The 26,521-nt window shown below is 73.4% G+C and carries 19 protein-coding genes and 1 pseudogene; 13 read left to right on the top strand and 7 right to left on the bottom strand.

Annotation, left to right across the window (positions count from 1 at the left end; all coding sequences use genetic code 11):
- Positions 1–409: AfsA-related hotdog domain-containing protein (locus tag RIF68_RS03370; RefSeq protein WP_309049588.1), on the bottom strand; the 409-nt coding region annotated here is incomplete at its 3' end.
- 113 nt (positions 410–522) lie between these two features.
- On the opposite strand from RIF68_RS03370, the gene RIF68_RS03365 reads away from it, so the two are divergent.
- Positions 523–1,206: a ScbR family autoregulator-binding transcription factor gene (locus tag RIF68_RS03365; RefSeq protein WP_309049587.1), complete on the top strand. Its 684-nt coding sequence runs from the start codon at positions 523–525 to the stop codon at positions 1,204–1,206.
- 21 nt (positions 1,207–1,227) lie between these two features.
- Here RIF68_RS03365 and RIF68_RS03360 read toward each other — a convergent pair whose 3' ends face one another.
- Together RIF68_RS03360 and RIF68_RS03355 are read right to left on the bottom strand one after the other, a co-directional pair.
- Positions 1,228–2,055, bottom strand: coding sequence for an AfsR/SARP family transcriptional regulator (locus RIF68_RS03360; protein WP_309049586.1), 828 nt, complete (start codon positions 2,053–2,055; stop codon positions 1,228–1,230).
- 282 nt (positions 2,056–2,337) lie between these two features.
- On the bottom strand, positions 2,338–3,522 hold the full coding sequence (locus RIF68_RS03355) for a transposase (RefSeq protein ID WP_309049585.1): 1,185 nt from the start codon (positions 3,520–3,522) through the stop codon (positions 2,338–2,340).
- Between the two features lie 313 nt (positions 3,523–3,835).
- On the opposite strand from RIF68_RS03355, the gene RIF68_RS03350 reads away from it, so the two are divergent.
- The 3 genes from RIF68_RS03350 (at position 3,836) to RIF68_RS03340 (ending at position 8,082) form a co-directional block, all read left to right on the top strand.
- A complete protein-coding gene (locus RIF68_RS03350; RefSeq protein WP_309049584.1) occupies positions 3,836–5,014 on the top strand; it encodes an acyl-CoA dehydrogenase family protein in 1,179 nt (392 codons plus the stop codon).
- Between the two features lie 542 nt (positions 5,015–5,556).
- Complete coding sequence (locus RIF68_RS03345; RefSeq protein WP_309049583.1) at positions 5,557–7,017, top strand: NAD(P)/FAD-dependent oxidoreductase; 1,461 nt, start codon at positions 5,557–5,559, stop codon at positions 7,015–7,017.
- Positions 7,018–7,200: 183 nt separating this feature from the next.
- Positions 7,201–8,082, top strand: coding sequence for an NAD(P)-binding domain-containing protein (locus tag RIF68_RS03340; protein WP_309049582.1), 882 nt, complete (start codon positions 7,201–7,203; stop codon positions 8,080–8,082).
- 288 nt (positions 8,083–8,370) lie between these two features.
- On the opposite strand, the gene RIF68_RS03335 is transcribed toward RIF68_RS03340, so the two are convergent.
- Both RIF68_RS03335 and RIF68_RS03330 read right to left on the bottom strand, forming a co-directional pair.
- Complete coding sequence (locus RIF68_RS03335) at positions 8,371–8,577, bottom strand: ferredoxin (protein ID WP_309049581.1); 207 nt, start codon at positions 8,575–8,577, stop codon at positions 8,371–8,373.
- Between the two features lie 28 nt (positions 8,578–8,605).
- Positions 8,606–9,739 (bottom strand): cytochrome P450, encoded by a 1,134-nt coding sequence (locus tag RIF68_RS03330; RefSeq protein ID WP_309049580.1) that lies wholly within the window; start codon positions 9,737–9,739, stop codon positions 8,606–8,608.
- Between the two features lie 376 nt (positions 9,740–10,115).
- Here RIF68_RS03330 and RIF68_RS03325 point away from each other — a divergent pair, with 376 nt between their 5' ends.
- On the top strand, positions 10,116–10,967 hold the full coding sequence (locus RIF68_RS03325; RefSeq protein WP_309049579.1) for an AfsR/SARP family transcriptional regulator: 852 nt from the start codon (positions 10,116–10,118) through the stop codon (positions 10,965–10,967).
- A gap of 167 nt (positions 10,968–11,134) precedes the next feature.
- On the top strand, positions 11,135–12,475 hold the full coding sequence (gene gdhA, locus RIF68_RS03320; protein ID WP_309049589.1) for an NADP-specific glutamate dehydrogenase: 1,341 nt from the start codon (positions 11,135–11,137) through the stop codon (positions 12,473–12,475).
- Positions 12,476–12,941: 466 nt separating this feature from the next.
- Here the strand turns inward: gdhA and RIF68_RS03315 are convergent.
- Together RIF68_RS03315 and RIF68_RS03310 are read right to left on the bottom strand one after the other, a co-directional pair.
- A pseudogene (locus tag RIF68_RS03315) lies at positions 12,942–14,294 on the bottom strand (MFS transporter); the annotation flags it as partial.
- 115 nt (positions 14,295–14,409) lie between these two features.
- Positions 14,410–15,939, bottom strand: coding sequence for an MFS transporter (locus tag RIF68_RS03310; protein WP_309049578.1), 1,530 nt, complete (start codon positions 15,937–15,939; stop codon positions 14,410–14,412).
- A gap of 452 nt (positions 15,940–16,391) precedes the next feature.
- Between RIF68_RS03310 and RIF68_RS03305 the strand changes: the two genes are divergently transcribed.
- The 7 genes from RIF68_RS03305 to RIF68_RS03275 form a co-directional block, all read left to right on the top strand.
- A complete protein-coding gene (locus RIF68_RS03305) occupies positions 16,392–19,691 on the top strand; it encodes a BTAD domain-containing putative transcriptional regulator (RefSeq protein WP_309049577.1) in 3,300 nt (1,099 codons plus the stop codon).
- Between the two features lie 589 nt (positions 19,692–20,280).
- Positions 20,281–21,765: an NAD(P)/FAD-dependent oxidoreductase gene (locus RIF68_RS03300; RefSeq protein ID WP_309049576.1), complete on the top strand. Its 1,485-nt coding sequence runs from the start codon at positions 20,281–20,283 to the stop codon at positions 21,763–21,765.
- 224 nt (positions 21,766–21,989) lie between these two features.
- Positions 21,990–23,336 carry a nucleotide disphospho-sugar-binding domain-containing protein gene (locus RIF68_RS03295; RefSeq protein WP_309049575.1) on the top strand — a complete coding sequence of 449 codons (1,347 nt, stop codon included), beginning with the start codon at positions 21,990–21,992 and terminating at the stop codon, positions 23,334–23,336.
- The gene (locus RIF68_RS03290; RefSeq protein WP_309049574.1) at positions 23,337–24,479 is read left to right on the top strand and encodes a DegT/DnrJ/EryC1/StrS family aminotransferase; all 1,143 of its coding nucleotides are present in this window, start codon (positions 23,337–23,339) and stop codon (positions 24,477–24,479) included.
- Positions 24,480–24,493: 14 nt separating this feature from the next.
- Complete coding sequence (locus RIF68_RS03285) at positions 24,494–25,096, top strand: dTDP-4-dehydrorhamnose 3,5-epimerase family protein (RefSeq protein WP_309049573.1); 603 nt, start codon at positions 24,494–24,496, stop codon at positions 25,094–25,096.
- Between the two features lie 13 nt (positions 25,097–25,109).
- Positions 25,110–26,177 carry a glucose-1-phosphate thymidylyltransferase gene (locus tag RIF68_RS03280; protein WP_309049572.1) on the top strand — a complete coding sequence of 356 codons (1,068 nt, stop codon included), beginning with the start codon at positions 25,110–25,112 and terminating at the stop codon, positions 26,175–26,177.
- The coding region (locus RIF68_RS03275) for a GDP-mannose 4,6-dehydratase (protein ID WP_309049571.1) at positions 26,174–26,521 on the top strand (348 nt) is incomplete at its 3' end. The genes RIF68_RS03280 and RIF68_RS03275, both read left to right, overlap by 4 nt.

Here is a 26,521-nt window from a genome sequence, read left to right as displayed (position 1 = left end):
GCTCCACGCGTAACGAGCGCGGGTTGTTCGGCTTGAACGTCAAGAGAATGAACAGGTTGTCCGGTTTGTTTTCGGGCTCGTAAAAATCGCCCGACACCGTGAAGTCCATCCACTCCATCAGCGTCTGGTGGGTCAGCGGTACCCCCAGTTCCGCGTGACCGATGAGCAGCGAGCTCTGCCGGATCGTCTGCGTGAGCAGCATCGGCACCGAGTCGCCGAAGACCCCCCCCTCGGGCCAGCGCGCGGTCACGGCGTAGCGGTCCCCGCCGAGCGCGGACCACTTCGTGAGCAGGACGGAGTCCTCCTGGTGCAGATGGACGAACTCCTTGGGAACGTTCCGGACGGGTGCCGCGATCCGGTGGACGACGTGTGTGTGCCGTCGGCGATCGGACAGCATGGCTTTGGGCATGATCCCCCCCTTGGGTCAGGCCTGGAATGAAGTGCCGGGTTCCGACGCGAGATAAGATACCGGCTAACCGGTCCTTTTCAAGGAATAGTTCAGCACACAAGTACGAGAGGTAGGTGGCTGTGGCGCAGCAGGAACGCGCGATCCGTACCCGCAGGGTCATCCTGGAGGCCGCTGCGGCGATCTTCGAGGAGCGCGGTTACGAGTCGACGACCATCGCGGAAATCCTGGAGCGGGCCGATGTGACGAAGGGGGCCCTGTACTTCCACTTCCCCTCCAAGGGGGACCTGGCGCGCGGAGTCCTCGCCGCCGCCGTCACCACCGACGGCGTCCGGCCGCAGGCGCTCAAGCTGCAGGAACTGATCGACATCCTCCTGCTGCTCGCCTACCGGCTGCCGCGCGAACCGATGCTCAGCGCGGCCCTCCGCATGGCGATCGACCTCCAGTCCCGCCGTCAGTTCGGCACCGCGTGGCCGGACTGGATCGAGCTGCTCACCGGCATCCTCAAGGACGGCAAGAGCCGGGGGGAGGTCCTCCAGCACGTCGACGAGGCCGAGATCGCCCGCACACTCGTGGGCTGCTGGACCGGCGTGCGGGTGGTGACCGAGGGGCTTCCCGGCACATACGACCTGCCGGGCGAGATCACCTCGCTCCTCCAGCTGCTGCTGCCGGCCGTCGCCACCCCGACCGTCCTGCCCCGCCTGGAGATCTCCTCCGCCCGCGCCGCCCACCTCTTCGACGACATGCCCGCCTGGCGGGCCGAGCTGGCCGAGTCCGACGTCGTCGGACTCACCCACTGACGCCGCGCCGCCCGGTGGTGCTCACCCTGTGCGAGCCGACTCCCACAGGGGCACCACCACCGCGCCGCCGTGCGGCCCCGGCCCCGCCGGCAGCCGGGACGGGCTGAGCACCCGCTGGTGCAGCCACTGGATGTCCGGCGACGGCTCCAGGCCCAGTTCCTCCCGCAGGATCTGACGGACCTTCCGGTACGCGTCCAGGGCCTCGGCGCGCCGCCCCGCCTGGTGCAGGGCGGCGATCAGCTGGCCGTGGAACCACTCGTTGAGCGGGTAGTCGTGCACCAGGGTGCGCAGCTCGGGGACGAGTTCGCGCAGCCGCCCGAGCCGCCGCATGGCCTCGATCCGCAGCTCCAGGGCGCGGATGCGCAGCTCCTCCAGGTGGACGACCCGGCCGGCCAGCACGTCCCCGGTGGGCACGTTGGAGAGCACCGGGCCCCGCCACAGCGCGAGGCCGAGCGCGAGGGAGTCGGCCGCCGCCTCGTACCGGCCGTCCCGCAGTTCGTCCTTGCCCTGCGTGACCAGCCGCTCGAAGACCTTGATGTCGATGGCCGAGTCCTCGACGTTCATCGTGTAACCGCCGAACCGGGTGGTCAGCAGCGAGTGCTCGGAGTCGGGGCGGGCGTCACCGGTCAGCAGCCGCCGCGCGTGGTGGACGTAGGTCTGCACGGTGTTGAGCGCGGAACGCGGCGGGCTGTGCTGCCACAGCTCCTGGATGAAGGTGTCGGGCGTCACGAGGTCGTTGGCGTGCGTGAGCAGCAGGGCGAGGATCTGCGAGACCTTGGGCGTTCCCGCCGGAAGGACCTGACCGTCGTCGGCGATGATCTGGAACGGTCCCATGAGGTTGAACCGCATGACACAACTCTCCTTCGGGGCGTTGGAGCGCCCGCACGCGAGGTAAAAACGGGGTAGGCGGTCTGTTTTGAGGCCCTGAATGTCCCAGGAATCAACGACTCCGGGGACCTCGGGCGGACGGAAGGCTACGGCGGGCCAGGCGGTGGGCGGCCGGACGGAACCGGCGAACCGGGCGGAACGGACGGGTCCGGGATGTCGGAGGGGGCCGGCGGGGGGCCCGGCGTCCCCGGTGCGTCCGGGAGGCCGGGCCGGCCGGACGGGCCAGTGGTCGTCACCGCGGGCTCAGCCCGCCCGCAGCAGCAGGGGCCGGGTCGCCGTGCGCCGCGCCGCCGCCGTCTCGTGTGCCGCCCGGACGCAGGCCAGATGGGCCACCGAGGCGAGCGTGATGTGCCGGTGCCAGCCCTGGAAGGACCGGCCGGCGAAGTCCCGCAGCCCGACCCGTTCGGCGGCCAGGGCGTCGTCCCGGTCCACCACCTCGGCCAGCGCGGTCAGCCGCAGGACGTCCGCGGGCCGCACCCCGCAGTCGGCCAGCCACAGGCGGGCCGCCGGCAGATCGCCCTCGGGCCACTCCGCCACCAGCAGCCGCTGCCCGCCGGTGCCCCGGCCGCCGTCGGGAGCCCCGGGCAGCACGACGGGGACGGCCATCGACAGCCGCCGCGCGGCGGCCGGGCGCAGGTGGGGCCGCCAGAGGCGCCGCAGGGAGGTGAGGAGCCGGGCGGCCGGCAGCGGCAGGCCGCCGTGGCCCGGCAGGGCCAGCGGGTCGACGCGCAACCGGATCTGCCCGTCCACCCGCTGGATCAGCGGCACCCCGGACCGGCCGAAGCGCCGCCCCATCCGCAACGGGTCGAGCCCCGGGGCGTCGAGCACCACGGGGCGGACGGCGCCGGGCAGCGAACGGGCCGCCCGCAGGGCGACGTCGCCGGCGTTCTCCTCCGGGCTCAGCGCCCGGCTGGTCGCGGGTATGTGGGCCCGTCTGCGGCGGGAGGGGTCCTCGACCCAGTCGGACGGCAGCACGAGCTGCCAGTTCACGGGCACGCCCGCGGCCGGCGAGGCCAGCCAGGCGCCGAAGGACTGCTGGCCCGTGACGGACCGTCCGAGCTCCGGGACGTAGTACTCGGCGACGCCGACCGAGTGCTCGCCCGCCTTCGGCACGACGGTGGGGCGGACCACCCAGGCCAGCGGGTTCAGCAGCTCGTGGGCGTGCCGGGCGAGGCCGCGGCGGACGGGCTCCCACTCCCAGGAGGACTCGCTGATGAAGTGGTGGACGCTCTGCTTGCGGGCCGCCTGGCCGCCGAACTGGCCGGCCACGTTGCGCAGGGTCTTGCGCCCGTCCGCGGCCAGCAGCCCCGCGACGTACTCCTCGGCCTTGAGCCGCTGGTCGCTGCGCGGCAGCGAGGCGAACAGGTCGAGAGGCACCGCCGCCAGCGTCTCGTGGAACGTCGGGCCGGTGGTCGAGCTCGCGTACATGTCGGTCAACTCCCTGCGAAACCGTGGCGTCCGTTTCCGGTCATGGCACGCCGAGGGAAGCCCGAGCGTGCGTGGAGCCGCACGGCGGGGCCATCAGCCAAATGAAACCACACACCCGGTTTGTTATGGGGTCCTTGTGAGTGGTCATCACATCGTTCTGCCCTGTACGTCCGAGAAAGTCAGGGAAACTCCTTCACGACTCCCCGACAACCGGCCGGCCCGAGGGAGCGGGATTACCCGAGCGTTACTCCGCGTGAACTCGGCCCGTGCATGCTCGATCCGGTTGTTTCCAGCCGAGATATGAGGAGTCACGATGGCCGCGCCCGTGAACGAAGCCGAGTCCGTGCTGCAGGCGGTGAGGGAGTTCGTTCCCCGCCTGCGCGAGAACGGTCTCGAAGCCGAGACCCGAGGCTGGATCCCGGACGAGAACATCGAGCTGCTGGAGAAGGCGGGCGTCTTCCGCATCGCGGTGCCGAAGCGGTTCGGCGGGCTCGACCTGCCGGTGGCCGAGCAGGCCGCCATCGTCGCCGAGATCGGCCGCGGCTGCGGCTCCACCGGCTGGGTCACGTGCGCGTGGGTCTCCAGCGGCTGGATCGCCACCCAGTACCCGGACAAGGCGCAGGAGGAGATCTTCGCCGACGGCTCCGTCCGCATCTCCGGCGGCTTCACCCCGACCGGCACGGCGGTGGAGACCGAGGGCGGCTACCTCCTCAACGGCACCTGGCGCTTCAACACGGGCATCAAGGGCGCCGACTGGAACATCTACGCGGCCATGCTCAAGCGGCCCGGCCAGGAGGACGCCGAGGTCTTCGCCATCGTCCCCGCCTCCGAGGTCTCCGTCGCCGACGACTGGGACGTCACCGCCGCCGCCGGCACCGGCAGCTCGACCACCTCGGTCAAGGACCTCTTCGTCCCGGCGCACCGCGTCGTCGACGGCATCGAGGTCATCGAGGGCCTGGTCGGCGACCGCTCCAACACCGGCGCGAACGGCCGCAACTACGGCCTGACCGCCTACGTGATGGCGCTCTCCGTCCCCGTCTACATCGGCCTCGCCCGCGCCGCCCTCGAGGTCTTCCTCGAGCGGCTGCCCGGAAAGGGCATCGCCTACACCCACTGGGCCGAGCAGCGCGAGCACCCCTACACCCAGATCAAGGTCGCCGTGGCGGCGAACAAGATCACCGCGGCCGAGGGCCTCGCGGCGGGCTGGCTCCGCCTGATGCAGAGCGGCGCCGACGCCGGCGAGCAGCTGACCGTCGAGCAGAAGGCCACCATGCGCGGCCAGTTCGGTTACGCGGTGCAGCTCGCCAAGGAGGCCGTCCAGGAGCTCCACGACATCAGCGGCGCCTCGATCATCGCCCGCACCGCGCCCTTCCAGCGCATCAAGCGGGACATCGAAGGCCTGTACCTGCACGGCCTGATGACCCCCGTCGGCAGCCTGGAGGCCCACGGCCGCGTCCTGGTCGGCCTCGACCCGAACACCGACTACCTCTAGACCGACCCAAGCCGCGCCACCGCCGAGCCCGCGCACCCCGGAGGCCTCCGCGCCCCGGGGAGCGCGCCGGCGGCGGCTCCGGCCCCACCGAACCCGGCCGCCGGCCCGACCGGCCGCGGCCACCGAAGCCCGGAACACCGGCGCCGCCGAGCCCGCGGCGCCTCCGGTCACCCGTGCCCGCGCCGTACGCGTCCGTCGCACACGCTCGCGTACGGCCCGCCCGCACCACCCCCGCGCACCACGGACGCGCACCCACGTCCCGCGTCCCGTCCCACCCGGCGCACCGCCCGCCGGTCCACGCGTCACGCACCGGGCGCCGCACCGGGCGCCGCACCAGGCGCCGCACCAGGCGCCGCACCAGGCGCCGTGCCTCACGCGTCCACGTATCACCCGCATCACGCACACCAAACGCACCACGGGTGTTTCGCGCACCCCGCGCTTCACCCCCACACGTCCGGGCCCGCGCGCCGCGCCCCCACCGCGCCCCGGGTCCCACCCCCACCCGCAGAGCCCTTCCCTACGGCAGAGACGGAAAGACAACGGTGAACTCCGAGAAGATCAGAACGGCCGCGGACGCCACGGAGCCGCAGGTCCGTCGCCCCTCCCGCCGGAGCATCCTGCGGGCCGGTGCCGCGATCACCGCGGCCTCCGCCCTGTCGGTGGCGGCCTCCGGTGCCCTGGCCCACGCCGCCGACGGCATGGAAGAGACCGTCACCTACGACGCGATCATCGTCGGTGCCGGCTACGCGGGCATCACCGCCGCGCGCGACCTGGCGCGGCAGGGTCTGCGCGTCATGCTCCTCGAGGCCCGCGGCCGCGTCGGCGGCCGCACCTGGACCGACACCTTCGCCGGCCACGCCGTCGAGATGGGCGGCACGTGGGTCGACCCGGCCACCCAGCCGCACGTCGGTGCCGAGCTGAATCGTTACGGCATCGGCCTCGTCGAGGACGCCGCGCCGGAGCGCACCTTCCTGCCGACCCCGTCCGGCCCGCAGGAGTTCTCTCCCGCCCAGGGCTTCGGCCAGCTCGGTCTCACCTACGAGCGGATCTTCGAGGGCTCCACGCAGTACTTCGAGCGGCCCTTCGAGCCCCTCTACCGCTCGGACCTGATCACCGCCAAGGACAAGCTGTCCCTGCGCGACCGGCTCAACCAGATGGCCCTCACGCCGGAGGAGGAGCTGCTGGTCAACGGTCAGACCGCGGTGTACTCGGGCGGCTCCAGCTCCACGGGCGCGCTGACCATGCTCGCCCACTGGTGGGCCCTGTCCGGCCACAACAACACCGGCTGGAACAACACCATGCGCTACCGCATAGCCGGTGGCACGGCGGCCCTGGTCAACGCCATGCTGAGCGAGGCCCAGCCCACCCTGCGGCTGAACACGCCCGTCTCCCAGATCTCGCAGGGCAGCAGCGGCTACTACTACGTCACCACGCGGACCGGCCGCACCTACCACTCGCGCGGTGTCATCCTCGCGGTGCCGGTCAACGTCTGGAAGAACATCAAGTTCTCCCCGTCGCTTCCCGCCGCGCAGACGACCGCCACCACCCAGGGCATCGCCGTCAAGACCGGCACCAAGCTGTGGATCAACGCCCGCAGCCCCCAGGGCCGGTTCTACGCCCAGGGCAAGGAGGGCGGTTCCCCGATCACCATGGTGATCCCGGACAAGCCGACCGCCGAGGGCAACCTGTTCATCGCCTTCAGCACCGACCCGAACCTGGACCCGAACAACGTGACCCAGGTCCGCTCGGCCATCCAGCAGCTCGGCGCCGACCTCGACATCGTCAGCATCAAGGCGCACCGCTGGGGCAGCGACGAGTTCGCCGGCGGCGGCTGGGCCTTCCGCAAGCCGGGCCAGCTGACCTCCCTCTACCCGGCGGTCACCCAGCCCTCGGGCCGGCTCGCCTTCGCCAGCGGCGACATCGCCAACGGCTGGAGCGGCTACATCGACGGAGCGATCGAGTCCGGCAAGCGCGCCGCGCAGCACATCGCCGCGAACGTCTGACCCACGGCCCTCCGGCCCGACGGCCGGGGGGCCGTCCGGGGCCACCGCGCCCCGCCCGCCCAGGAGTTACCGGCCGGTGAGGGGCCGGTGAGAGGCACACCCCTAGCCTCGTACGCATGGATGCACGGCACACCGGTGCCGTGCATTCACGCTGTGCGCGTCGAAGAGAAAGTGTGCCTCGTCATGAACTCCACTGCACCCGCACCGGTCTCGGTCCTCGGCCTCGGCCTCATGGGCCAGGCGCTGGCCGGGGCCTTCCTGAAGGCCGAGATCCCCACCACGGTGTGGAACCGCTCGCCGGAGAAGGCCGAGACCCTCGTCGCGAACGGCGCCGTGCTCGCCCCCTCGGCGGCCGACGCGATCGCGGCCTCCTCCCTGATCGTCGTGTGCGTCACCGACTACGACGTCTTCCACGCCGTGCTCGACCCGCTGGGCGACGCCCTGCGCGGCAAGACCATCGTCAACCTCACCTCGGGTCACTCCGAGGGCGCCCGCGAGACCGCCGCCTGGGCGGCCGAGCGCGGCGTCTCCTACCTCGACGGCGCCATCATGGCGATCCCGCCCGTCATCGGCACCGAGCACGCCACCCTGCTGTACGCCGGTCCGCAGGACGTCTTCGACGCTCACGAGGCCACCCTCGCGAGCCTCGGCGCCGCCACCCACCTCGGCGCGGACCACGGTCTGGCCTCGCTGTACGACGTGGCCCTGCTCGGCATCATGTGGGGTGTCCTCAACAGCTTCCTGCACGGCGCCGCGCTCCTGGAGACCGCGAACGTCAAGGCCTCCACCTTCGCCCCGCTCGCCAACAACTGGATCGGCGCGGTCACCAACTTCGTCTCCGCCTACGCGGGCCAGATCGACGAGGGCAGCTACCCCGCGCACGACGCCACCATCGACACCCACTGGGCGACGATGGTGCACCTGATCCACGAGAGCGAGGTGACCGGCGCCAGCGCCGAGCTGCCGAAGTTCGTCAAGGAGCTCACCGACCGGGCGATCGCCGCCGGCCGGGGCGGCGACAGCTACGCCGCCATGATCGAGCAGTTCCGCAAGCCCTCCGCGTAACCCCCGCAGGCCGCGACCGCCGTACGGCCCCGTCGTCACCGTCCGGCGGGTCCGGCGGCGGACGGCCGGTGTCCGCGCTCCTGCGACGACCGCGGACACCGGTTCGCCGCACCGGCCGTCCGGCCCTCGCACACGGGAGGGGCGACGCCCGGGACGCGCGAGCCGCACGGACGGCCCCACCGGGCCGTCGCCCGCACGCACCAAAGCTCCGGCGGGCACCCGTCACGGTGCCCGCCGGAGCTTCGTGGTGCGCCGGGAGAGGACCCCTCAGACCCCTCCCGGCGGTCGTCAGGCCGCCTCGGGAGTCAGCAGCAGCGCCTCCGTCGGGCAGCATTCCGCCACGTCCATGGCGGCCTGGATGGCCTCCTCGCCCTCCAGCACGTCCTGCAGCACCACGCCCTTGCCGTCCTCCACACGGAACAGCTGCGGGTTCATGGCGACGCAGGTGCCGGCGCCGGCGCAGGCCTTCAGGTCGATCGTGAGCCTCATCTTCATCGCGGGTCGCCTCCGAGTCTCAGCGCGGTCAGGAACCGGAACCGTGCAGGTCGACCGGGAGCGCCAGCACGCTCCGCAGCAGCCAGCTCTCGGCGTACGTGATCTGGTCACGCGGCACCGCGAGGCGGGCGTTCGGGAACCGCTCGAAGAAGGCCGGGATCGCGATCCGGGACTCCAGGCGGGCCAGCGCCGCGCCCAGGCAGTTGTGCAGGCCGTGCCCGAGACCGAGGTGGCGCGGGCCCGTGCGCGTGATGTCCAGCGCGTCCGGGTTCTCGAAGACCTCCGGGTCACGGTTGGCCGACTGCAGCGCGGCGATCACCGTGGAGCCCTTGGGGATGGTCGCGCCGGCGAACTCCACGTCCTGGGTGGCGAAGCGGATCAGGGCCACCGTCAGCGCCCCGTCGTACCGCAGGAACTCCTCCACCGCGGACTCGGCCAGCTCGGGCCGCTCGGCGAGCAGCTTGCGCTGGTCCGGGTGGTCCATGAGCGCGAGGATCGCCGAACCGATCAGATTCCGGGTGGTGTCCAGACCGACCATGATCATCAGGGCGACCATGGCGATGAGCTCGTTCTCGTTCAGGCGGTCCTCGCCGTCACGGGCGGCGATGAACACCGACGTCAGGTCCTCGCCGGGGTTGCGGCGCTTCTCGTCGATGATCTCGCGGCCGTAGTCGACGATCTCCTGGTAGGCGAGCGTCGACTCCGTCATCCGCTCCGGGTCGACCACCAGGGCCTTCTCGATGGCGTGCAGGATCTGCCGGAACTTGTCCAGCGGAATGCCCAGCACACGGCCGATGACCTCGGCCGGCACGGTGCTGGCGAACTCCATGACGTCCGGCTTCTCCATCGCCTCCAGCCGGTCGAGGGCGGAGCTCACGATCTCCCGCGTCGGCTCCTCCCACAGCGCGGTGCGCCGCGGCGTGAAGGCGCTCATCGCCAGCTTCCGCACCCGGGTGTGGTCCGGCGGGTCGAGCACGGAGAGGATGCGCTCGATGACCGTGCCGGAACCGAAGACCAGGCCCGACTTCTTGAAGTCGTCGGTCGCCCAGACGGTCGCGTCACTGCTGAAGCGCTGGTAGTCGCCCAGGAGCTCCTTCACGTCCTCGTAACGCGAGACGATCCACATCGGCAGATCGCCGACCGGGAAGGTGAGCTGGTGCACCGGGGCGTTCTTGCGGAGCCACGCGAACGCAGGATACGGATCCTGGAAATAGTCGTGACCGAAAAGATCTGGCGCAAGCGCCGAGGATGTCATCGCTGCCCTCTCCATCAGGAAGGTGATCCGAGTCGACGTCGAACAACGTCCACGTGCTCTGCCGAGGAGGCTACGAGGGGGGGTTCAACCTTCCGGTCATGCGGTGGTAATCGGCCAACCGGCGTACGGAGCAAGCCGGTTCGCGCCGCCGTGGGCGGGCCGCGGGCCAATTGACACTCTCTCCGCCGAGGGCCATGGGCCCCCGGGGTTCGTGGCTACCGTGTGCAGTCCACGCCGAGGCATGTGCGAAGCGGACGCCGACGACTGAACAGGAGCGTGTGCAGTGCAGTTCAATCTCATCGGCCCGTTCGAGATCACCACCGACGACGGCCGCGAGCTCGCTCCCGGCGCGCCGAGAATCCGCCAGATGCTCGCGCTGCTCGCGCTCCAGCCCCGCGAGACCGTCTCCATCGACTCCCTCGTCCAGGAGCTGTGGGCCGACGACGCCCCGCCGAGCGCCCTGAAGATCGTCCACACCCACGTCTCGCAGGCCCGCCGCCTGTTCACGGAGGAGGCGGTCACCTCACCCGGCCGCGACCTGCTGCTCACCCGGGCGCCGGGCTACCTGCTCCAGGTGAACGACGACGAGGTCGACGTCATGAGCTTCGAGAGCTTCATCAAGCGGGCCCAGTGGGAGTTCGCCGAGGGCACCCCCGGCCGCGCCGCCGACTTCCTCGGCCGCGCCCTCGCCCTGTGGCGCGGACCCGTGCTGAGCGACGTCGCCGTCGGCTCCACCCTCGCCGGCTGGATCGCCCGGGTCGAGGAGCTGCGCATACGCGCCCTCGAACTCCACGTCGAGGTCGAGAACCACTTCGGCCGCTACCGGGAGCTCCTCCCCGAACTGCGGACCCTGGTCAACGACTACCCCCTCCACGAGTGGTTCCACGGCCAGCTCATCTCCGCCCTGCACCGGGCCGGCCGCCGCGGCGAGGCCCTGGAGGCGTACGGGAACCTCTACCGCCTCCTCAAGAGCGAACTCGGCCTCGCCCCCTCGCCCGACCTGCGCCGCCTCCAGACCGAGATCCTCAACGCGGCCGGCCCCGACCTCACCCTCTCGCCGCGCCGCCGGCCCGCCCGGGACCGCAGCGACCTCCCGCCGCTGCCCCCGTTCCCGGCCGTCGCCATCGCCGGCTGACCCGGCGGGGGCCGCCCGGCACGGCCCTTGTACCGTCCGTACCAGGTCCCTCTCCGGGGGGTGCACGGGGTACGGAGGCACATCGCACCGCCCAGGGACCCGCACCGTCCCACCGAACAGGAAAGAACCAGATGACCGCGCTCCCCGCCCAGCCCGTTCACCGGGACATGCCCGCCCTGCTCCGCCCCCTCCACGCGGAGGTCCTGCGGCGCAACCCCGGCGAACCCGAGTTCCACCAGGCACTCGGCGAGGTCCTGGAATCCCTGGAACCGGTGCTCACCGCGCGCCCCGAACTCCTCGAGGCCCGCGTCCTGGAGCGGCTCGTGGAGCCCGAGCGGCAGCTGATCTTCCGCGTGCCGTGGCAGGACGACGCCGGCCGCGTCCACGTCAACCGCGGCTTCCGCATCGAGTTCAACAGCGCGCTCGGCCCCTACAAGGGCGGCCTGCGCTTCCACCCGACGGTCGGCCTCGGCACCGTCAAGTTCCTCGGCTTCGAGCAGATCTTCAAGAACGCGCTCACCGGCCTGGGCATCGGCGGCGGCAAGGGCGGCAGCGACTTCGACCCGCGGGGCCGCTCCGACGCCGAGGTCATGCGCTTCTGCCAGTCCTTCATGACCGAGCTGCACCGCCACCTCGGCGAGCACACCGACGTCCCCGCCGGCGACATCGGCGTCGGCGGCCGCGAGATCGGCTACCTCTTCGGCCAGTACCGGCGCATCACCAACCGCTGGGAGGCCGGCGTCCTCACCGGCAAGGGGATCGGCTGGGGCGGCTCCCTGGTCCGCGCCGAGGCCACCGGATACGGCAACGTCCTCTTCGCCCTGGAGATGCTGCGGACCCGGGGCGGGGACCTGGAGGGCCGTCAGGTCGTCGTCTCCGGCTCCGGCAACGTCGCCCTCTACTCGATCGAGAAGGCGCAGGCGCTCGGCGCGCACGTGCTCACCGCCTCCGACTCCGGCGGTTACGTCGTCGACGAGAAGGGCATCGACCTCGCCCTCCTCAAGGAGGTCAAGGAGCACGAGCGCGGCCGGGTCAGCGACTACGCCGAGCGCCGGGGCGCCTCCGCGCGGTACGTGGCGGGCGGCAGCGTCTGGGACGTCCCCGCCGACGTCGCCCTGCCCTCGGCCACGCAGAACGAACTGGACGCCGACGCCGCGCGGACCCTGGTCCGCAACGGCGTCAAGGCGGTCTCCGAGGGCGCCAACATGCCCACCACCCCCGAGGCCGTCCGCGTCCTGCGCGACGCCGGCGTCCTCTTCGGCCCGGGCAAGGCGGCCAACGCGGGCGGCGTGGCGACCAGCGCCCTCGAGATGCGGCAGAACGCGGCCCGCGAGGCCTGGACCTTCGACCAGGTCGAGACGCGCCTCGCCGGCATCATGCGCGATATCCACGAGACCGTCCGTACGACCGCGGAACGCTACGGGGCCCCCGGAGACTACGTCGTCGGCGCCAATATCGCCGGATTCGAGCGCGTCGCCGACGCGATGCTCGCCCAGGGCGTCGTCTGACCCATCCACCCCCCGCACGCGGGGACGCGGAGCCTGCCGGGCCGCCCGCCCCGGCCGGTACGTCACGAGGCGGTGCCCCGGGCGGCGCGGCCGGCCGGGTGCCGGCCGGGTGAGTGGCCCGGGTGAGTGGCCCGTTGCCGGGCGGGCCGGCCGCGAGGGAGCCGCCGGGTTCGGGCGAGGCCCCGGCGGTCGCCGGTACGGCGTGGTGCGCGGGGCCCGGACCGCCGGCGCCGGGGGCCGTCGGTACGGGCGGGGGAGCGGCCTCCGTGGTCACGTCCCGGGCGGGGCGGCGGCGGGTCGCGGCGGCGGTGATCGCGGCTATCGCGAGGGCGGCGACGGCCAGGACGGCCATCACCGTGCGGAACGCGTCCAGCCAGCCCGGCGCGCCGGCGCCCGGGGCTCCGGCGCCGCCGGGGGAGAGGCGGTGGAAGAAGACGAGCCCCGTGAGCGCGATGCCGAGGACGCCCGCCGTCTCCTGCGCCGTGCCGAGGACACCGGCGGCCATGCCGGTCAGGCGTGCCCGTACGCCCGCCAGCGCGGCCGCCGTCAGCGGGGCCATGAGCAGCCCCATGCCGGCGCCGGTCACGGCGAGTCCGCCGACCAGCCCGACGGGCAGCCCGGTGGCGCCGACGGAGGAGGCGGACCAGCCGATCAGCGCGAAGCCCGCCGCGAGGACCGTGCCGCCGAGGACGGCGATCCGGTTGCCGAGGCGGCCGGTGAGCCGGCCCGTCTGCATGGACGCCGCGAAGAAGGAGGCGTTGAGCGCGACGCCGACCACGCCCGCCGTCACCGGTGACATGCCCCGGCCCTCCTGGAGGAAGAGGGACAGCACGAACGTCAGCCCCGCCGACCCCCCGAACAGCAGGGCCACGCAGACCACGCCCCGGGTGAAACCGGGGTCCCGGAAGACCACCGGGTCCAGCAGCGGGCTGCGGCCCGCCGTGATCCGGCGCCGCTGGTGCGCGGCGAACCCCGCCAGCAGCGGCAGGGACAGGCCGAGGCTCACCCACGTCCAGGCCGGCCACCCCGACTCGCGGCCGACGACCAGCGGCAGCACCAGTGCCACGAGCCCGGTCGCGGACAGCACCGCCCCGAGCGGGTCGAGCCCCGGCCGCGCCGCCCCTTCGGCGCCGGACGTACCGGAAGCGGTCCCGGAACCCGTACCGGCACTTTTGCCGTCCGCCGGCAGCAGCCGCACCATCGCCAGCGCGAGCACCCCCAGCGGCACGTTGACGAGGAAACAGGCACGCCACCCCAGCCCGCCCAGGTCCGCCGCCAGCAGCAGCCCGCCGACGGCCTGCCCGCCGGTCCCGGCGACGCCCACGGTCGCCCCGTACCAGGCGAAGGCCCGCGCCCGGTCGGCCCCGGGGAACATGCGGCCGATCAGCGCGAGGACCTGAGGTGCCATCAGCGCGGCGGCGAGTCCCTGCGCGATCCGCGCCGCCACGAGGAACCCCGGTCCCGTCGCCAGCCCGCACGCCGCCGACGCGCCCGTGAACAGGGCGAGCCCCACCACGAACACCCGCCGCGGCCCGTACAGGTCGCCGAGCCGCCCGGCGGTGATGAGGCCGATGGCGTACGCGAGGCCGTACCCGACGAGCACCGCCTGCAGGGCGGTCCGTCCGGCGTCGAGGTCGCGCCGGGTCGCCGGCGCCACCGCGTTCACGATGAAGAAGTCGAGCGTCGTCATGAACACCGCGGCGAGCACCACGAGCAGGGCCCACCAGCGGGTCCGCCCCTCGGCTCTGTCCCGGCTCTCGGCTCTGGCCCGGCTCCGGGCCGGGCTGCGCAGGGCGGGGAGGCGTACGACCGACGACATGCGGTCCTCCTGACGGGGGGAGCGGACGGGCCGGGAACGGCGCAGGGGTAGCCCGGATGGAGCTCGGGCTACCCCTGTGCGGTGATGCGGGTACGGATACGGATCGGGCGCGGCGTCAGTGACCGGCCGGCACGTGCACCTTCTGCGCCTCGGCGGAGGCGCCGTCACCGGCGGCGACCGGCGGCTGGGCCGGCTTGCGGCTCAGCAGCAGGAGCAGCGCGGTGACCAGGCCGACCATCGCGAAGATGGCGGTGGCCAGGAACCCGGCCTGGAAGCCGTCGTTGAGGCCGGCGGCGTCCGTACCGGTGGTGTAGGCGAAGGCCACCGAGGAGGCGATGGCGATGCCGAGCGCGGCACCGATCTGGAAGACCGCGTTGTTGATGCCGGAGACCAGACCGGACTCCTCCGGCTTGGCACCCGTCAGCGAGGCGATCGACGCGGCCACGTTGGTGGAGCCGATACCGGAGCCGAAGATGACCAGGCCGAAGAAGAGGTCGCTCCAGTAGCCGCCGTTCGGGTCGATCTGCGTGAGCAGGAGCAGGCCGACGGAGAGCAGGGTCATACCGACGATGGCGATCGGCTTGTAGCCGACCTTCGCGACGAGCCGGGCGCTGACGTTCGCGCCGATGATCGACATCAGGGCGTAGATCGCGGTGCTCAGACCGAACTTGACGGCGCTGTAGCCGAGCACCTGCTGGGCGTAGAGCGAGGTGATGAGCGCACCGCCGTAGACCGCCATGGCGACGATGATCATCAGGATGTTGCCGCCGACGACCGTGGGGGAGCGGAAGATCCGCAGCGGGATCAGCGGGGCCTGCGACTTGCTCTCGATGACGGTGAAGACGACCAGCAGCACGGCGGCGGCGATCAGCATCCAGACGGTCTGCCCGCTGCCCCAGCCGACGATCGGGGCCTCGGAGACCGCGTACACCAGGAGCGCGATGGCGGCGGTGATGGTGATGGCGCCGGCCGGGTCGAAGCGGCGGCGGCCGGCACGGACCGGGGTCTCCTTCAGCAGACGCGGGCCGAAGATCAGGACCGCGGCGACGACCGGGACGTTGATGTAGAAGATCCACTCCCAGCCCAGGCCGTCGGTGATCGGGCCACCGATGAGGAGGGCGGCGGTGGCGCCGAAGGCGCCGATGCCGGTCCAGATGCCCAGCGCCTTGTTGCGCTCCGGGCCCTCGGCGAAGGTGTGCATGAGGACGGCCATGGCGGTCGGCGTCATGACGGCGGCGGCCACACCCTGGATGACACGGGCGGTGATGAGGACCTCGTCGGTCCACGCGAGACCGCACAGCACCGAGGCGATGCCGAACAGGGCCGTGCCGAAGAGGAACATCCTGCGTCCGCCGAGCAGGTCGGCGGTGCGTCCGCCGAACATCAGCAGGCCGCCGAAGCTCAGCAGGTAGGCGCTCATCACCCACTGGATGCCGCCGGCCGCGAAGCCGAGCTCCGACTCGATGGCAGGCAGCGCGAGCATGACGATCTGCGAGTCGACGATCACCATGAAGAACGAGGCGACCAGCAGGGTGAGCGCCAGCCAGCGGCGCGGGTCGGGGGCCGAGCCGGTACGGTCCGCCAGGCCCTGCGACCCGACGTCCGTGGCCTGGCTCGTTCGGTTGTTACGGGATTCGCGAGACATGGGGTCCTCGATTCCTCGATTCCTGATCTCTGGGTCTCCGGCGGTCCGGAACCTTTGCGGGGGTCTCGGGCGTTCAGGAGTCGCTGCGTGCCTGGCCGCCGTCCGTTTCCTTACGACGGCTTTACGAACACCCTGGCCCCTGCTTCTCTCGGCACCCTCACGGCCGGCTCCCGAACGTCACCTCGCGCGCTCACGGGCTCTCACGGCCTCTCACGGCCGTTCCGGCCCGGTGTGTCCCCGCGCCCCGCCCGACTTCCGGCACCCGCGCCCTGCCCCGTACCACCCCCGCTCCCGTACGACCAGGCCGCCTCGGCCGCCCGCGCGCCGGTACGGCCCCGCTCCCCGCCCCGTACGGCCGCCGCACCCCGTCCCGTACCGCGGCTCACGGCGTCCTCACGGTCCCGCCCGTCCACCGGCCCCCCGCCGCCCCGCGGCTGGGCTACTGTGCGGCCATGCGCTTCCGGGTACTGGGTCTTCTCGAGGTGTGGACCACGGACGGCAGACCGGTCCCCCTGGGGGAACCCAAGGTCCGCGCCCTCCTCGCCGACCTCCTCATACACGCCGGCCGGCCCGTCTCCACGGACCGGCTCCTCGACGACATGTGGGGCGAGGATCTTCCCGGTAAACCCGCGGCAGCCCTCCAGACCAAGGTCTGGCAACTGCGCCGCACCCTGGAGGAGGCCGAGCCCGGCGGGCGGGCCCTCGTCGTCTCCCGCGCCCCCGGCTATCTCCTGGACGTCACCCCCGACACCATCGACGCCGGCCGCTTCGCCGACCTGACGGCCCAGGCGCGCGCCACCGGCGACCTCCACGCCAAGGTCGCGCTGCTCACCGACGCCCTCGCCCTGTGGCGCGGCCCCGCCTACACCGAGTTCGAGAACGAGGCCTTCGCCCGCCGGGCCGTGCAGCACCTCGAGGAACAGCGCGTCTCCGCCCTGGAGGAGCAGGCCGCCGCGCGCCTGGCCCTCGGCGAACACCACCTGCTCGCCGACGAACTCGCCGGCCTGGTCGCCGCCCACCCGCTGCGCGAACGTCTCCACGCCATCCACCTGCGCGCCCTCTACCGCGCCGGCCGTCAGAACGACGCCCTCGACGGCTACGCCCGCCTCCGCGCCCGGCTGCGCGACGAGCTCGGCCTCGACCCGGGCGCCGAACTCACCGCCCTCCACCAGGCGATCCTCCAGCAGGACCCGTCCCTCGACGCCCCCGCCCCCGCCACCGCTCCGGCCGGGGCCGTCACCCCCGGCCCGGCGGCCGGTGCCCCGCGACAGCGCGGCAACCTGCCCGTCCCCCTCACCGAACTGGTCGGCCGCGCCGACGACCTGACAGCCCTGCGGACGCTCCTCACCGACACCACCGGCCCCGGCGGCCGGCTCGTCACCCTCACCGGGCCCGGCGGTGTCGGCAAGACCCGCCTCGCCCTCGAAGCGGCCGCCCAGGCCGCCGACGCCTTCCCCGACGGCGCGTGGCTCGTCGAACTCACGGGCCCGGCCGCCCGCCCCGACACCTCCGGCGACGTGTCCGCCACCGCCCACGTCGTCGCCGCCGCCCTCGGCATGCGCGACGACACCACCCCGGACGGCGCCGACGACCGCCCCGACACCCCGGCCGAACGGCTCGCCACCGCCCTCCACGCCAAACGCGCCCTGCTGCTCCTGGACAACTGCGAGCACGTGGTGGACGCCGTCGCCGAACTCACCGGCACCCTCCTCGCCCGCGCCCCCCACCTGCGGGTCCTCGCCACCAGCCAGGAACCCCTCGGCATCACCGGCGAGATCCTCCGTCCCGTCGGCCCGCTCGCCCTGCCCGACGCCGCCGCCACCGGCCCCGACCACCTCGGCCGCGCCGAGGCCGTCCAGCTGTTCGTCGCCCGCGCCCAGGCCGCCGACCCCGGCTTCGCCCTCACCGCCGACAACGCCGAGGCCGTCGCCGCCGTCTGCCGCCGCCTCGACGGCATCCCGCTCGCCCTCGAACTGGCCGCCACCCGCGTCCGTACCCTCGGCGCCCGCGAACTCGCCGCCCGCCTCGACGACCGCTTCCGCGTGCTCGCCGCCGGCCGCCGTGACGCCCCGGCACGCCAGCGCACCCTCCGCGCGGTCATCGACTGGAGCTGGGACCTCCTCACCCCCGCCGAGCAGACCGTCCTGCGCCGCCTCGCCGTCCACGCCGACGGCTGCACCCTGGACGCCGCCGAAGCGGTCTGCGCCGACGACGCCCTCCCCGCCGCCGAGGTCCTCGACCTCCTCGCCCGCCTGGTCGACCGGTCCCTCGTCGTCGCCGCCGACACCCCGGCGGGCGTGCGCTACCGGCTCCTGGAATCCGTCGCCGCCTACGGCCTGGAACGCCTCGACGACGCCGGCGAGACCACGGAGGTACGCCGCCGGCACGCCCGCCACCACCTGGCGCTCGCCGAGACCGCCGCCCCGCACCTGCGCGGCCGCGACCAGCGCACCTGGCTCGAACGCCTCGACACCGAGGCCGGCAACCTCCGCGCCGCCCTGGAGACCTGCGTCCGCACCGGCGCAGCCGACGACGCCCTGCGCCTGGTCATCGCCCTGTCCTGGTACTGGTTCCTGCGCGGCCGGCTCGGCGAGGCCCTGCGCTCCTTCGACCAGGCCCTCTCCGTGCCCGCGGACGACACCGCCGTCTGCCGCGCCCACCACGCCGACGCCACCGTCCGCCGCGCGGCCCTCGCCCTCCACTCCGGCGACGCCGAGGGCCCCGCCCGGGCCGCCGCCGCCTTCCCCCTCATCGACCACATCACCGACCCCTGCGACCGGGCCCACGCCCTGTGGCTGCTCTCCTTCACCCTGTACGGCTCCGGCGACCTCGCCTCCAACCAGGACCGGGCCACCACCGCGCTCGCCGCCTTCGAGGAACTCGGCGACCCGTGGGGCCGGGCGGCCGCCCTCACCGTCCGCGCCGGGCACGCCCTCATCCGCGGCGACTTCCCCGCCGCCTCCCGCGACGCCGGCGTCAGCCTCGGCCTCTTCCGTGAACTCGGCGACCGCTGGGGCCAGTTGAGAGCGGGCGACCTGCTCGCCCAGCTCGCCGAGATCCACGAGGACTACGACGAGGCCACCCGCATGCACCGCGACGGGCTGCGCATGGCCGAGGAGCTCGGCCTGTGGACCGACGCCTCCTACAAATGGTCCGGCCTCGGCCGCATCGCGCTGCTCACCGGCGACCACGCCGAGGCCCGCCGCTTCCACGAGCACGGCCTGCGCCTCGCCGCCGAACAGGCCCACAAGCGCGGCGAACAGTTCGCCGAGACCGGCCTCGCCCTCGTCGCCCGCCGCGAGGGCCGCCTGGACGACGCCGAGGCCCACCTCACCAAATGGCTCGACTGGCTCCGCGCGGTCTACGGAGACCTCGGCACCGCCCTCGTCATGGCCGAGCTCGGCTTCATCGCCGAACAGCGCGGCGACGCCGGCACCGCCCGCGCCCACCACCTCGCCGGCTACGCCGCCGCCCGCGAGACCGGGGACCCCCGTGCCCTCGCCCTCGCCCTCGAAGGCCTCGCCGGCACCTGCGCCCTGACGGGCCACCACACCCACGCCGCCCGTCTCCTCGGCGCCGCCACGGCCGCCCGCGAATCCGTCGGCCGGCCCCTGCCCCGTACGGAGAGCGGCGACGTCGACCGCATCTCCGCCGCCGTACGGGAAGCCCTCGGCGAGGAGCTCTACACCAAGGAACTCGCCACCGGCCGCGCCTTCGACGCCCACGACCCGGCCCTCCTCGAGGACCTGTGACCCCCGCACCGCCGTGAGCGCGCCGCTCACGGCGGTGGGGCGGCCCGGGGCGAGCGGCCGAAGACGGCCCCCACGCGGGGCCGGCCCTTCCCGCGGGCCGTCGGCCAGGGCGCCGGCGGCGCCCCTGCGGCGCGTACGGGATCTCCCGCTGCAGCGGCGTCCCCGTCCGCCGTCGCTCCCGGCGCGGGCGCGGGGTCCAGGGGAGCGCCGGAGTGGACACGGTCCGCCGGGGGCGGGGTCCCGCCGGGTCCGCGGGACCGGGACCCCCACCGTCCCGGCCCCGCGCCCCCGCCCGGGCGGCACCCGTCCCCGCCCCGCGCGGAGCCCCGGCCAGGGGACCCCGTAGCTGGACCGTCCCGTCCCACGTCCCCCTCAAGCCCCCGTCACGCCCGCTTCACTCCGTTCATGACCCGCCGATGAGCGGCCGGTGAGCGAGGGCTTGGTCCCGTGGCCGGATCGTGTGGTGAGGTGGTGCCGCCTCCGCGGGCCCGGCCGGATCCGGCCACCGTCGCGAGAAGCGCCCCTCCTTCCCCGGTCCGACCGGACCGGCCTGGGCCCGCCCCTTTCCAGCCGACCCAGGGAGAGCACTTTGGCGTCCCAGCACACCCCCGCCGCTGCCGTGACCGGCACGGCCCCCGCGCCCACCCCCCGCCGTACCGTCCTCAAGGCGGCCGGCCTCGCGACCCTGACCGCCACCGCCGCCACCGCGTTCGGCGCGGCCGCCTTCCCCGCCCACGCCGAGGAGTCCCGGCCCACCGACCCGTACGACGTGATCGTCATCGGCGCCGGCTTCGCCGGGATCGCCGCCGCCCGCGCCGCCCGGGCCCAGGGCAGGCGCACCCTCCTCCTGGAGGCCCGCTCCCGCATCGGCGGCCGCACCTGGACCGGCACCTTCGCCGGTGAGCAGGTCGAGATGGGCGGCGCCTGGGTGCACCCGGTGCACACCCGCGTCTGGCACGAGATACAGAGCCACGGCATATCCCTCGTCGCCGACGACACCCCGCCGGACAGCCTCGTCCTGCCGTCCGGCAGCGGCTACGCCGCCTTCTCGCCCGACGAGGCGGGCACCCGGCTCGGGGAACTGCTCACGGACTTCTTCGCCGGAGCGGAGTCGTACTTCCCCCAGCCCCACGACCCGCTCCTGCGCGCCGACCTGCTCGCCGAACCCGACCGGCTGACCCTGCGCGACCGGCTCGACCAGCTGCGGCTCTCCCCCCAGGACGACGCATGGCTGGCCGGCCACACCGCCACCGCCGGCGGCACCAACACCCGCGGCGCCTACACCGCCCTGGTCCGTCAGTACGCCCTGTCCGGCTGGGACCTCGGCACGTACAACGGCCTCAACGCCTACCGTCCCGTCAGCGGCATGACCGGGCTCGCCACCGCCATGCTGCGGGACCAGCCCGTCACCCTCCGGCTCAACAGTCCGGTGGCCGCCGTCACCGACACCGGCAGCCGCGTCTTCGTCGACACCCGCCGCGGCGAGCGGTTCACCGCCGCCTCGGTCGTCGTCGCCGTCCCCGCCAACGTGTGGAACACGATCGCCTTCCCGGCGGGCCTGCCCCGCGAGTTCGCCGCCGCGTCCGCCGCCGGCATCGCCGTCCCCCACGCCAAGAAGATCTGGATGAAGGTCCGCGGCGGCGCCGGCCGGTTCCTCGCCCAGGGCACCGAGACCGGCAGCCCCCTCATCGGCGTCGTCCCGCACACCACCCTCGCCGACGGCTCCATGCTGATGATCGGTTTCAGCGTCGACCCGGCCCTGGACCACACCAGCCTCCCCCAGGTCCAGGCCGCCCTGCGCCGATTCTCGCCCGACGCCGTCGTGGAGGCCCTCGTCTCCCAGGACTGGGGCACCGACCCGTACGCCCGCGGCGGCTGGTCGTTCATGCGGCCCCTGCAGCTCACCCGCCAGCTGCGCACCCTCCAGCAGCCGTACGGGCGGCTGGTGTTCGCCGGCAGCGACATCGCCGCCGGCTGGTCCGGCTTCGTCGAGGGCGCCGTCGAATCCGGCGAACACGCCGCCGGTCTCGCCCTGGAAATCGCCTCCCGCCGGTCGGTCCTGACGGCCGCGTGACACCCCGCGCGAGGAAGGGCCGGAGCGGAACCCCCGCCCCGGCCCTTTCGCATGACCGGAAACGGCGCAGGTGGGAGAGGCGAACGGGAAGGACGGGTTACCCGGCGATGAGACAGCGGTGAGAAGTTTCCGGTTACGGTCAAGAAAATTCCAACCGCGCCCCACGGGGATGCGCTGTGTGCAGTGACGGCGCGGTTGAGGACACGACCGATGGAGTCACTCTCTTGCGAGTCCTCTTCACCGTCTGGCCCGCGACCGCCCACCTCTACCCGATCGTCCCGCTCGCCTGGGCGCTGCAGAGCGCCGGGCACGACGTGCGGATCGCCGCCCACCCCGCCATGGCCCCCGTCATCACCTCCGTGGGGCTCACCGCCGTCCCGCTGGGCGACCCGGCGGCCGTCCCACAGCCCCGCGCGGCCAACCGGCCGCTCTCCGCCGAGGCCGAGCAGCGGCTCGACCGGCTCACCGAACGGCTCGGCCTGGACGCGGACGGCCGGTACGCGTGGGGTGCCTTCCGCCGCTTCATGATTCCGTGCCTGAGGGACTTCCACCCCGCCGACGCCTCCCCCTCCGACCCGATGCCGGCCGTGGACGAGCTCGTCGCCCACGCCCGCTCCTGGCGGCCCCACCTGATCGTCTGGGACCCCTGCTGGCCGTCCGCCGCCGTCGCCGCCCGCGTCTCCGGGGCCGCCCACGCCCGCCTGCTGTGGGGCCTGGACTACTTCGCCTGGGCCGGTGAGACCCTCGCCGCCCGGGGTGCCGCGCCCGGCGAGAACCCGCTCGTCGAGGCGGTCCGCCCGGTCGCCGAGCGGTACGGCGTCGACGTCGACGACGAACTCCTGTACGGGCAGTGGACCGTCGACCCGATACCCGCGCCGATGCGGCTGCCCACCCGTGTCCGCACCGTCCCCCTGCGCTGGGTGCCCTTCACCGGTACCGGCCCGCTCCCCGACTGGCTGCGCACCCCGCCCGAGCGGCCCCGCGTCGCCCTCTCCCTCGGGGTGTCGGTACGGAAGTTCTTCAAGGACGGCGCCGACCGGGTCGAAGCCCTCCTGGACGCCGTCTCCGGCCTCGACGCCGACGTCGTCGCCACCCTCGACGCCGACCAGCTCGACGGACTGCCCCCGCTGCCCGGCAACGTCCGCACCGTCGACTACGTCCCGCTCAACCAGCTCCTGCCGACGACCTCCGCGATCATCCACCACGGCGGCATCGGCACCTTCGCGGCGGCCGCCGCCTTCGGCGTCCCGCAGCTCGTCAACGACGAGGAGAGCGAGTTCGTCGTCGTGGACGACCACGGCACGCACTCCACCTTCCGCGAACGCCACATGGACGCCCCGCCCACCTCCGCCTACGTCCGGCGGCGCGGCGCGGGCCTCTCCCTCGACCGCCACACCCAGTCCACCGGCGAGATGCGCGAGCGGATCAGCCGTGTCCTGCGCGAGGACTCCTTCCGGGCCGGCGCGGCCGGCATCCACGACGACCTGCTGGCCACCCCGAGCCCCCACGACCTCGTCCCCGTCCTGGAACGCCTCACCGCCCGCCACGCCGCCCGCGGAACGGAGCAGTAGATGATCAACGTCTTCCAGCCCAGTCTCGGCGAGGAGGAGCTCGCCGCCGTCGCCGAGGTCTTCGCCGACAACTGGCTCGGCCACGGCCCCCGCACCCAGAAGTTCGAGGCCGAGTTCGCCGCCCACCTCGGCGTCGACCCGCGGCACGTCCTGTTCATCAACTCCGCCACCGCCGGCCTGTTCCTCTCCACCGAACTCCTCGGCCTCGGCCCCGGCGACGACGTCGTCCTGCCGTCCATGAGCTTCGTCGCCGCCGGCAACGCCGTCGCCGCCACCGGCGCCCGGCCCGTCTTCTGCGACGTCGACGCCCGCACCCTCAACCCGACCGCCGAGGACGTCGAACGCGCCCTCACCCCCCGCACCAAGGCCGTCGTCGTCCTCCACTACGGCGGCCACCCCGGCGACATCGAACGCATCGCCGCCCTCTGCCGCGACCGCGGCGTCCACCTGGTCGAGGACGCCGCCTGCGCCGTCGCCTCCGACGTCCGCGGCAGACGGGCCGGCACCTTCGGCGACCTCGCCATGTGGAGCTTCGACTCCATGAAGGTCCTCGTCACCGGCGACGGCGGCATGCTCTACGTACGCGACCCGGAACTCGCCCGCACCGCCCGCACCCTCGCCTACCACGGTCTCGAACAGTCCAGCGGCTTCGCCGCCGCCAAGGTCTCCGCCCGCTGGTGGGACCTGAACGTCCGCGCCTTCGGCCGCCGCGTCATCGGCAACGACGTCACCGCCGCCATCGGCAGCGTCCAGCTCCGCCGGCTGCCCGGGTTCACCGCCCGCCGGCGCGCGATCGCCGAGACCTACGACCAGCTCCTCGCCGGCGCCGACGGCATCACCACCCCGCCGCCCCTGCCCGACGGCCACACCAGCTCGTACTACTTCTACTGGGTCCAGCTGGAGAGCGCCCGCGTCCGCGACGCCGTCGCCGCCGACCTCCTCGAACGCGGCGTCTACACCACCCTGCGCTACCCGCCGCTCCACAAGGTGCCCGCCTACGGCGCCGACGCCGCAGCCGACCTCCCCGGCACCGACCGGGCCGCCGACACCACCCTCCTGCTCCCGCTCCACCAAGGACTCGACGACGCCGACGTCCGCACCGTCGCCGGTGAACTGCGCAAGGCCGTCGAGCACCGGACCTGACCGGAAGGCCCCCCGTGCACACAGCGGAAACCGCCGTCCCCGGAGCGTACGTCCTCACCCCCGGCCTGCTGACCGACGAACGCGGCTCCTTCCACGAGGCCCTGCGCGTCCCCGCCCTGGAACGGCTCACCGGCCGGCCCTTCACGCCCCGCCAGATCAACTACTCCACCTCGCGCCGCAACACCCTGCGCGGCATCCACGGCGTCACCGTCCCACCCGGCCAGGCCAAGTTCGTCACCTGCGTCCGCGGCGCCGTCCGCGACATCGTCGTCGACCTGCGCGTCGGCTCCCCGGCCTTCGGCCGCCACCACACGACCCTGCTCGACGCCGCCTCCGGGCGGTCCGTGTACGTCCCCGAGGGCGTCGGCCACGGCTTCCTCACCCTCACCGACGACGCCTGCGTCTGCTACGTCCTCTCCAGCGAGCACGTGCCCGGCACCCAGGTCGACATCAACCCCCTGGACCCGGACCTCGCCCTGCCCTGGGGATTCACCGAGCCACCCCTCATGTCCGCGAAGGACACCCGCGCGCCGGGCGTCGAGGCCGCACGCCTCGCCGGCCTGCTCGCCTCCTGGGACGACGTGCCCCCCGGCGGCGCACCCACACCACAGCTGTGAGGAGAACTCCGACGTGAAAGCGCTCGTGCTGGCGGGCGGCACAGGCACCCGCCTGCGCCCCTTCAGCTACTCCATGCCGAAACAGCTCATCCCCGTCGCCAACAAGCCCGTCCTCGAACACGTCCTGGAGAACATCCGCGACCTGGGCGTCACCGAGACCGGCGTGATCGTCGGCGACACCGAACCCGCCATCCGCGCCGCCCTCGGCGACGGCTCCCGCTTCGGCGTCCGCATCACCTACCTGCGCCAGGACAAGCCCCGCGGGCTCGCCCACTGCGTCCTCCTCGCCCGCTCCTTCCTCGGCGAGGACGACTTCGTGATGTACCTCGGCGACAACATGCTCCCCGAAGGCGTCACCGACATCGCCGCCGCCTTCCGCGAGCACCGGCCCGCCGCCCACGTCGTCGTCCACAAGGTCCCCGACCCGCAGGCCTTCGGCGTCGCCGAACTCGCCGGCGACGGCACCGTCCTCGGCCTCGTCGAGAAACCCCGCGAACCGCGCAGCGACCTCGCCCTCATCGGCGTCTACTTCTTCACCCCCGCCGTCCACGAGGCCGTCGCCGCCATCGAACCCAGCGCCCGGGGCGAACTCGAGATCACCGACGCCATCCAGTGGCTCGTCACCCAGGGCGCCACCGTCCGCGCCGGCGAGTACAGCGGCTACTGGAAGGACACCGGCCGCGCCGAGGACGTCCTCGACTGCAACCGGCGCCTCCTCGCCGCCCTGCCCCCGCGCATCGACGGCGACGTCGACACCTTCAGCGACATCGCCCCCAACGTGGTCGTCGAAGCGGGCGCCCGGATCGTACGGTCCCGCGTCGAAGGCCCCGCCGTCATCGGCGCCGGCACCCTCGTGGAGGACAGCCACATCGGCCCCGACACCTCCATCGGCCGCGACTGCCTCGTCCGCGGCACCCGGCTCGCCGACTCCATCGTCATGGACGGTGCCACCATCGAACACGTCCCCGGCCTGCGCGCCTCCCTCATCGGGCGCGAGGCCGCCGTCCACCCCACCGGCCACGGCGAGTCCCGCCACCGCCTGGTCATCGGGGACCACACCCGCGTCGAGGTCGCCCCATGAGAATCCTGGTCACCGGAGGCGCCGGCTTCATCGGCTCCCACTACGTCCGCACCCTGCTGGCCGGCGGCTACCCCGGCTACGAGGACGCCCACGTCACCGTCCTCGACAAACTCACCTACGCCGGCAACCGCGACAACATCCCCCTCGGCCACCCCCGCCTCACCCTCGTCGAGGGCGACGTCTGCGACCTCCCCCTGCTCCGCGAGGTCCTCCCCGGCCACGACGCCGTCGTCCACTTCGCCGCGGAATCCCACGTCGACCGCTCCCTGGCCGCCGCCGCCGAATTCGTCCGCACCAACGTCGGCGGCACCCAGACCCTCCTGGAGGCCTGCGTGGCCACCGGC

It is taken from the genome of Streptomyces sp., assembly GCF_031178505.1.
GTDB classification, from domain to species: Bacteria; Actinomycetota; Actinomycetes; order Streptomycetales; family Streptomycetaceae; genus Streptomyces; species Streptomyces gulbargensis.
Note: the sequence above shows the minus strand (reverse complement) of the source record. Positions and strands in the feature narration are given on the sequence as shown.

What these genes read in the sequence shown, in the direction of transcription:
- RIF68_RS03305 (WP_309049577.1), top strand. Translation starts at nt 16,392, where the DNA reads ATGCGCTTCCGGGTACTGGGTCTTCTCGAGGTGTGGACCACGGACGGC.
- RIF68_RS03355 (WP_309049585.1), bottom strand. Translation starts at nt 3,522, where the DNA reads ATGTACGCGAGCTCGACCACCGGCCCGACGTTCCACGAGACGCTGGCG.
- gdhA (WP_309049589.1), top strand. Translation starts at nt 11,135, where the DNA reads ATGCCCGCCCTGCTCCGCCCCCTCCACGCGGAGGTCCTGCGGCGCAAC.
- RIF68_RS03335 (WP_309049581.1), bottom strand. Translation starts at nt 8,577, where the DNA reads ATGAAGATGAGGCTCACGATCGACCTGAAGGCCTGCGCCGGCGCCGGC.
- RIF68_RS03340 (WP_309049582.1), top strand. Translation starts at nt 7,201, where the DNA reads ATGAACTCCACTGCACCCGCACCGGTCTCGGTCCTCGGCCTCGGCCTC.
- RIF68_RS03310 (WP_309049578.1), bottom strand. Translation starts at nt 15,939, where the DNA reads ATGTCTCGCGAATCCCGTAACAACCGAACGAGCCAGGCCACGGACGTC.
- RIF68_RS03350 (WP_309049584.1), top strand. Translation starts at nt 3,836, where the DNA reads ATGGCCGCGCCCGTGAACGAAGCCGAGTCCGTGCTGCAGGCGGTGAGG.
- RIF68_RS03290 (WP_309049574.1), top strand. Translation starts at nt 23,337, where the DNA reads ATGATCAACGTCTTCCAGCCCAGTCTCGGCGAGGAGGAGCTCGCCGCC.
- RIF68_RS03360 (WP_309049586.1), bottom strand. Translation starts at nt 2,055, where the DNA reads ATGCGGTTCAACCTCATGGGACCGTTCCAGATCATCGCCGACGACGGT.